Annotated in this window: 7 protein-coding genes; 3 read left to right on the plus strand and 4 right to left on the minus strand. The window is 68.6% G+C overall.

Features of this window, described 5'->3' with window-relative positions; translation table 11 throughout:
* Nucleotide 1: 1 nt before the first annotated feature.
* Complete coding sequence (locus WS96_RS31495; protein ID WP_059837818.1) at nt 2–469, minus strand: hypothetical protein; 468 nt, start codon at nt 467–469, stop codon at nt 2–4.
* A 64-nt stretch (nt 470–533) separates the two neighbouring features.
* Entirely contained in the window at nt 534–1190 is a 657-nt protein-coding gene (locus tag WS96_RS31500; protein WP_059837819.1) for a TetR/AcrR family transcriptional regulator, read from the minus strand.
* Nucleotides 1191–1278: 88 nt separating this feature from the next.
* Here WS96_RS31500 and WS96_RS31505 point away from each other — a divergent pair, with 88 nt between their 5' ends.
* Genes WS96_RS31505 through WS96_RS31515 form a run of 3 tightly spaced genes read left to right on the plus strand, consistent with a single transcriptional unit; the run spans nt 1279 to nt 4776 of the window.
* Nucleotides 1279–2205: an SDR family NAD(P)-dependent oxidoreductase gene (locus WS96_RS31505; protein WP_059837821.1), complete on the plus strand. Its 927-nt coding sequence runs from the start codon at nt 1279–1281 to the stop codon at nt 2203–2205.
* Nucleotides 2202–3785 (plus strand): flavin-containing monooxygenase, encoded by a 1584-nt coding sequence (locus WS96_RS31510; RefSeq protein ID WP_059837823.1) that lies wholly within the window; start codon nt 2202–2204, stop codon nt 3783–3785. Before WS96_RS31505 ends, WS96_RS31510 begins: the two co-directional genes overlap by 4 nt.
* A 7-nt stretch (nt 3786–3792) precedes the next feature.
* Nucleotides 3793–4776: an alpha/beta fold hydrolase gene (locus WS96_RS31515; RefSeq protein ID WP_059837825.1), complete on the plus strand. Its 984-nt coding sequence runs from the start codon at nt 3793–3795 to the stop codon at nt 4774–4776.
* 57 nt (nt 4777–4833) lie between these two features.
* Here the strand turns inward: WS96_RS31515 and WS96_RS31520 are convergent, their stop codons facing one another.
* Together WS96_RS31520 and WS96_RS34975 are read right to left on the minus strand one after the other, a co-directional pair.
* A complete protein-coding gene (locus WS96_RS31520; protein ID WP_027782376.1) occupies nt 4834–5232 on the minus strand; it encodes a carboxymuconolactone decarboxylase family protein in 399 nt (132 codons plus the stop codon).
* 142 nt (nt 5233–5374) lie between these two features.
* Nucleotides 5375–6262, minus strand: an 888-nt coding sequence (locus WS96_RS34975; protein WP_059837827.1) for a hypothetical protein, incomplete at its 5' end; no start/stop codon positions are given.

Raw genomic sequence — 6262 nt, forward strand, 5'->3', positions numbered from 1 at the left:
GTCACATGAATTTCAGGTAGCACTGTTTCTTGGCGACCTCCTCGCGCTTGAATCCTTTTTCGCTCATGCACGAAGCAAACTCGTCCGGAAACGGATTCAGATTGAAGATCCTGTCATGGATGCTGGCGGGGATACCCTGGTCCAGTTGGGCTTGCGCTTCCGCGCAGGTCGCCTTCGCGAAGGCGAGCGTGACGGGTTCCCCGCTGATGCGATTGCGGATTTTTTCATACGCCCCGTCCTTGCAGGCCGCCACTGTGTCCTTCAGGTGCTGTGTATAGAGGGCATCGCGGCAGACGTCGCCTGCCCGGTCCGCATCCCTGAACAGCGCCGCGACCGTTTGCGATTTCCACTCGGTTTCGTAGCGCGTGGTTTCGCTCAACGGCCAGCAGCCGCAGCCCGTCAGCATCAGGACGGAAACAGCCGCCCCCGCCGACGTCGCGCGGCGCCACCATCGGTTCCGTACTTGCATGAGTTCCTTGTTATTGATCGACAACCATCCCGGATCGCGGGCGACCGGCCCCGGTCCCGCGCACCTATCCCGCCGCCTGCAACGTCCCCAACAGCACCTTCCTGCAACTCGCGATCATCTGCGCCTCCGGATCGCGATAACCGGTGAGCAGCCATGCGGCGCCGACGTTCGTCATCGCGCCCACCAGCGCAAGCCCGATGAGCCGCTGCTCGGTGCGCTCCGCCGGCGTCACGGCCTCGCCCGGCACGCCGATCGCCATGATCAGCTTGCCGAAGTCGAGCAGCATGCGCTGATACGTCATGTCGGTATCCGCACTCACGCCCATCACTTCGAGCAGCAGCACGCGCGCCGCGCACGGGTCGCGCAGAAACGCGAAGAACGCGGCGAGCCCCGCGTCGACGCGCGCGCGCAGATCGCCGCCGCGCGCGGCGACCGCCTGCGCGACCGCGTCGTGCAGTTGCTGCGCGTGATGCAGGTAGGTGCAGCGCAACAGATCCTCGGTGCTGTCGAATGCCGCATAGAAATAGCGATCGTTCAGCTTCGCTTCCTGGCAGATCGACCGCACGGTCGCCTTGCGAAACCCCACCGTGCCGAATACGCGCGTCGCCGCGCGGATCAACGCGTCGCGCCGCTCGGCGGCCCGCACCTCGGGCGCCACGCCGCCATACGACCGGCCCCGTTTTTCCGTTTCGAGTGCTTTCTCCATTCCGCTATTTGACATCAGGACACCCAAAAACTAAAGTGGTGACGAACAACACCACAATAGACGCGCCGCCGATGCAGCGCAAGCGGAACGGGAGGAACGACGGATGAAGGGATTTTCCGGCAAGGTCGCCGCGATCACGGGCGCCGGTTCGGGCATGGGCCGCAGCCTCGCGATCGAGCTCGCGCGGCGCGGCTGCGAGGTCGCGCTCGCCGACGTCGGCGAAGCCGGGCTCGCCGGCACGGCGGCCGCGTGCGCGTGGCACGGCGTGCGCGTGAGCACGCGCCGGGTCGACGTCGCCGACCGCGACGCGGTGTTCGCGTGGGCCGATTTCGTGCGCGCCGAGCACGGCAAGGTCAATCTGATCTTCAACAACGCGGGCGTATCGCTGGCCGCCAGCGCCGAAACCGCCCGCCTCGCCGATCTCGAATGGATCGTCGGCATCAATTTCTGGGGTGTCGTGCACGGCACGCAAGCGTTCCTGCCGCATCTGCGCGCATCGGGCGACGGGCACGTCGTCAACACCTCGAGCCTGTTCGGGCTCGTCGCGATGCCGACGCAAAGCGCGTACAACGCGACCAAGTTCGCGGTGCGCGGCTTCACCGAGGCGCTGCGGATGGAACTCGAACTCGACGGCGCGCCGGTGAGCGCAACCTGCGTGCATCCGGGCGGCGTCGCGACGCGCATCGTCGACGCGGGCCGCGTCGACGCCCGCATCCACGCGCTGACGGGGCAGGACGAAGCGACCCATCGCCGCCAGGCCAACCGCCTGATCAACGCGACGACGGCCGACGAGGCCGCGCGGCAGATCCTCGCGGGCGTCGAGCGCAATGCGCGCCGCGTGCTGGTCGGCGCCGACGCGCGCCGGCTCGACAGGATCGCGCGGCTGCTCGGCGCCGGTTATCAGTGGCTGATGCTGCGCCACGTGCGCCGCGCCCGCGCACGCAACCTCCGCCCGAAGGACGCCTCCGCGGGAGAACGCGCCTACGCGCCGGCCGCGCGCCCCACTACACCGACGAAGGACCCCGCATGAGCTCGACGACGACCGACCGGCGCGCCGCGCCGCCCGCTCCCGACGCCCGCCGCGACCGGCGTGACGGCAACGACCTCGACGTGCTGATCGTCGGCGCCGGCCTGTCCGGCATCGGCGCGGCCTATCACCTGAAACGGCGCTGCCCGCATGCGAGCGTGGCGATCGTCGAGGCGCGCGACGCGATCGGCGGCACCTGGGACCTGTTCCGCTATCCGGGCGTTCGTTCGGATTCCGACATGTTCACGCTCGGCTACAGCTTCCGTCCGTGGCACAGCGACAAGGCGATCTCCGACGGCCAGACGATCCTCGACTACATCCGCGACACCGCGCGCACGTATGGCATCGACGAGACGATCCGCTACGGCCAGAAGGTCGTCGCGGCCGACTGGGATTCGAACCGCGCGCGCTGGACGGTGCGCATCGAGCGCACGCGGGACGGCGCCACCGACACGCTCGTCCATACCTGCCGCTTCCTGTTCATGTGCAGCGGCTACTACGACTACGACGCCGGCTACCTGCCCGACTGGGCAGGCATGGACACGTTCGAGGGCCAGCTCGTGCATCCGCAGCACTGGCCGAAGGATCTGTCGTACGCGAACCGGCGCGTGGTCGTGATCGGCAGCGGCGCGACGGCCGTCACGCTCGTGCCGTCGATGGCGGCCGATGCGCAGCACGTGACGATGCTGCAGCGCTCGCCGACCTACATCGTGTCGCTGCCCGCGCGCGACAAGATCGCGAACGCGCTGCGCCGCGTGCTGCCGTCGCGGCTCGCGCACCGGCTCGTGCGCGTGAAGAACGTGCTGCTGACGATGTACCTGTACAACGTGTCGCGCCGCAAGCCCGACCGGACGAAGCGGTTCATCATCCGCGCGGCGAGCAAGCAGCTCGGCCCCGACTTCGACGTCGCGAAGCACCTGACGCCGCGCTACATGCCGTGGGACCAGCGCGTGTGCCTCGTGCCGAACGGCGACCTGTTCAAGGCGATTCGCGCGGGCCGTGCATCGATCGTCACCGACGAGATCGAACGCTTCACGCCGACCGGACTCAAGCTGAAGAGCGGCCAGCAGCTCGACGCGGACGTGATCGTCACCGCGACCGGGCTGAAGGTGAAGATGCTCGGCGGCGCGCGGGTCACGGTCGACGGCCGCGCGGTCGATTTGTCGGAGACGGTGTCGTACAAGGGGATGATGTACAGCGACGTGCCGAACCTCGCGTCGTCGTTCGGCTACACGAATGCGTCGTGGACGCTGAAGGCCGAGCTGATCGCGCGCTACGTGTGCCGGCTGCTCAATCACATGCGCGCGAACGGGTACGACACGTGCGTGCCGCGGCTCGGCGCAGGCGATCTCGGCGACGTGCCGGCCGTCAACCTGAGTTCGGGCTACATCCAGCGCGCGGCCGGCATCCTGCCGAAGCAGGGGCACCGCAAGCCGTGGAAATTCCACCAGAACTACGTGCTCGATCTCGCGTCGCTGAAGTTCAGCCCGCTCGCCGATTCCGCGATGCATTTCGAACGCCGCGCCCAACCCGGCCAGGCAGCCGCCGCGCCGGTTGCCGAACCCGCACTCGAAACCCGCTGAGGCCGACATGACTCCTACGCTCCATCTGATCCAGAACGTGCTGCTCGGCGTCGTCGCGGTGCTCGCCGCGCTCGCGCTGTTTACCGGTTACGTGGCCCGTCGCGTGACGCGCGCGTTTCCGCCCGAAGGCCGCTTCGTCGACATCGGCGGCGACCGCATTCACTACGTCGAATACGGCGACGGCCCGCCGATCGTGTTCGTCCATGGGCTGGCGGGGCAATGGCGCAATTTCGCGTACCTGCCGCTCACGCGGCTCGCGCAGCGGCATCGCGTGATCCTGATCGACCGGCCGGGCGCCGGCCGCTCGCTGCGCGGCCCGGCGTCGCAAGCGAACGTGTTCGCGCAGGCCCGCACGGTCGCCGCGTTCATCGACGCGCTGAAGCTCGACAAGCCGGTGCTGGTCGGCCACTCGCTCGGCGGCGCGATCGCGCTCGCGGTCGGCCTCAACCACGCGGACCGCGTGAGCCGGCTCGCGCTGGTCGCGCCGCTGTCGCACGAGCAGACCGAGCCGCCTGCGCCGTTCAAGCCGCTGATGCTGCCGTCGCCGCTCGTGCGCCGTTTCGTGTCGTGGACCTTCGCGATCCCGCTGACGATCCTGACGGGCCGCAATGCCGTGCGTCAGGTGTTCGCGCCGGAGGACGTGCCTCGCGACTTCCCGGTCAAGGGCGGCGGCCTGCTCGGGATGCGCCCGCACGTGTTCTACGCGACGGCGACGGACCTGCTGTCGGCGCCCGTCGACCTGCCCGCGATGGAGCGTCGCTATGCGGAACTCGCGCTGCCGGTCGACGTGCTGTACGGCCACGCCGATCCGATCCTGAACTGGCGCGCGCACGGCGAAGCGCTCGCGCGGAAATCGGCGCGCGTGCGGCTGAAGGTCGTGGAGGGCGGGCATATGCTGCCGGTCACGCTTCCCGAAGCGACGGCCGACTGGCTGCTCGAAGTCGCCGCCGCGCCGGTCGATGCCACCGCGCAGCCGGTACGCATCGCGTAGATCGCGGCAACGAAGCGTGGCCGGGTTACGTGCCCGGCAGCCGGCGCCGCGACCGAATCAGGCTTCGTCGTCGGGTATCGACAACCCGAGATCCGACAGCACCTCGCGCGCGCTGCGGAACGCCTCGACCGCGGCCGGCGCGCCGGCGTACAGCGCGCTGTGCAGCAATACCTCGCGGATCTCGACGAGGCTCGCGCCGTTGTTGAGCGCGCCGCGAATATGACCCTTCAGCTCCGTGCCGCGGCCGAGCGCCGCCAGCATCGCGCACGTGCACAGGCTGCGCGTCTTCAGGTCGATCCCGCCCCGCTGCCACGTGCTGCCCCACGCATGTTCGTTCAGCCAGTCCTGCAGCGGACGCGAAAATCCGTCGAGGTCGCGCATCGCGCGCTCGACGAACGCCTCGCCCATCACGTCGATCCGCCGCGCCTTGCCGTATTCCCTGTCCTGTTCGCTCATGTCGGTGTCCTGGTTGGAGTCGGGGCCGCTGCGGCGTCGCCGGCAGCCGGAAGATGTCCTGCCATGTTCATGCGCGCGGCGCGGTTTCGTCAAAGACGCGGCGCTCGGTTCGCGGCCCGTCTGCGGCACGGACGGCCGAACGCTACGTAACATCCGGCCGGGCGTTACGGCGCCTGACGGGAACATCGCAGCCGCGACGTTCGCGCACTGCGCGTGCCCGTCGCGCGAAACCGCCATTCCTCCGTTTAAATCGCATCGATATTCCCGATTCCCGCAACAAATCGCGACACCGTTTCGCGAAACCTGTCATGGCGCGGAATTTGCAGTGAAGACCTCGACACACTTCCAATGTCGAGGCCAACATGCACACTCTTTTCAAGAAGACGACGGTAACGATGGCCGTCTCGTCACTGCTCGCGCTGTACGGCTGCGGCTCGGTCGATGGACCGACGACCCCGCCGACGATCAAGCCGAGCACGTCCGGGACGAGCGGCACGTCGGGGACTTCCGGTACGTCGGGCAGCGGTTCGTCGGGGACGTCGGGTGGCGGTAGCTCGGGGTCGTCGGGGACTTCTGGTACGTCGGGCACCTCCGGTACCTCGGGCACGTCCGGCACTTCCGGTACCTCGGGCACGTCCGGTACCTCGGGCACGTCCGGCACCTCGGGCACGTCCGGCACCTCGGGCACTTCCGGCACTTCCGGCACTTCCGGCACTTCCGGTACCTCGGGCACGTCCGGCACCTCGGGCACGTCCGGCACCTCGGGCACGTCCGGCACCTCGGGTACGTCCGGCACCTCGGGCACTTCCGGTACCTCGGGCACTTCCGGTACCTCGGGCACTTCCGGTACCTCAGGCACCTCCGGTACCTCAGGCACCTCCGGTACCTCAGGCACCTCCGGTACCTCAGGCACCTCCGGTACCTCAGGCACCTCAGGCACCTCCGGTACCTCCGGCACCTCCGGTACCTCAGGCACCTCCGGTACCTCAGGCACCTCCGGTACCTCAGGCACCTCCGGTACCTCAGGCAC

The sequence above is a fragment of the Burkholderia sp. MSMB1835 genome, from assembly GCF_001526365.1.
In the GTDB taxonomy this organism is placed as follows: Bacteria; Pseudomonadota; Gammaproteobacteria; order Burkholderiales; family Burkholderiaceae; genus Burkholderia.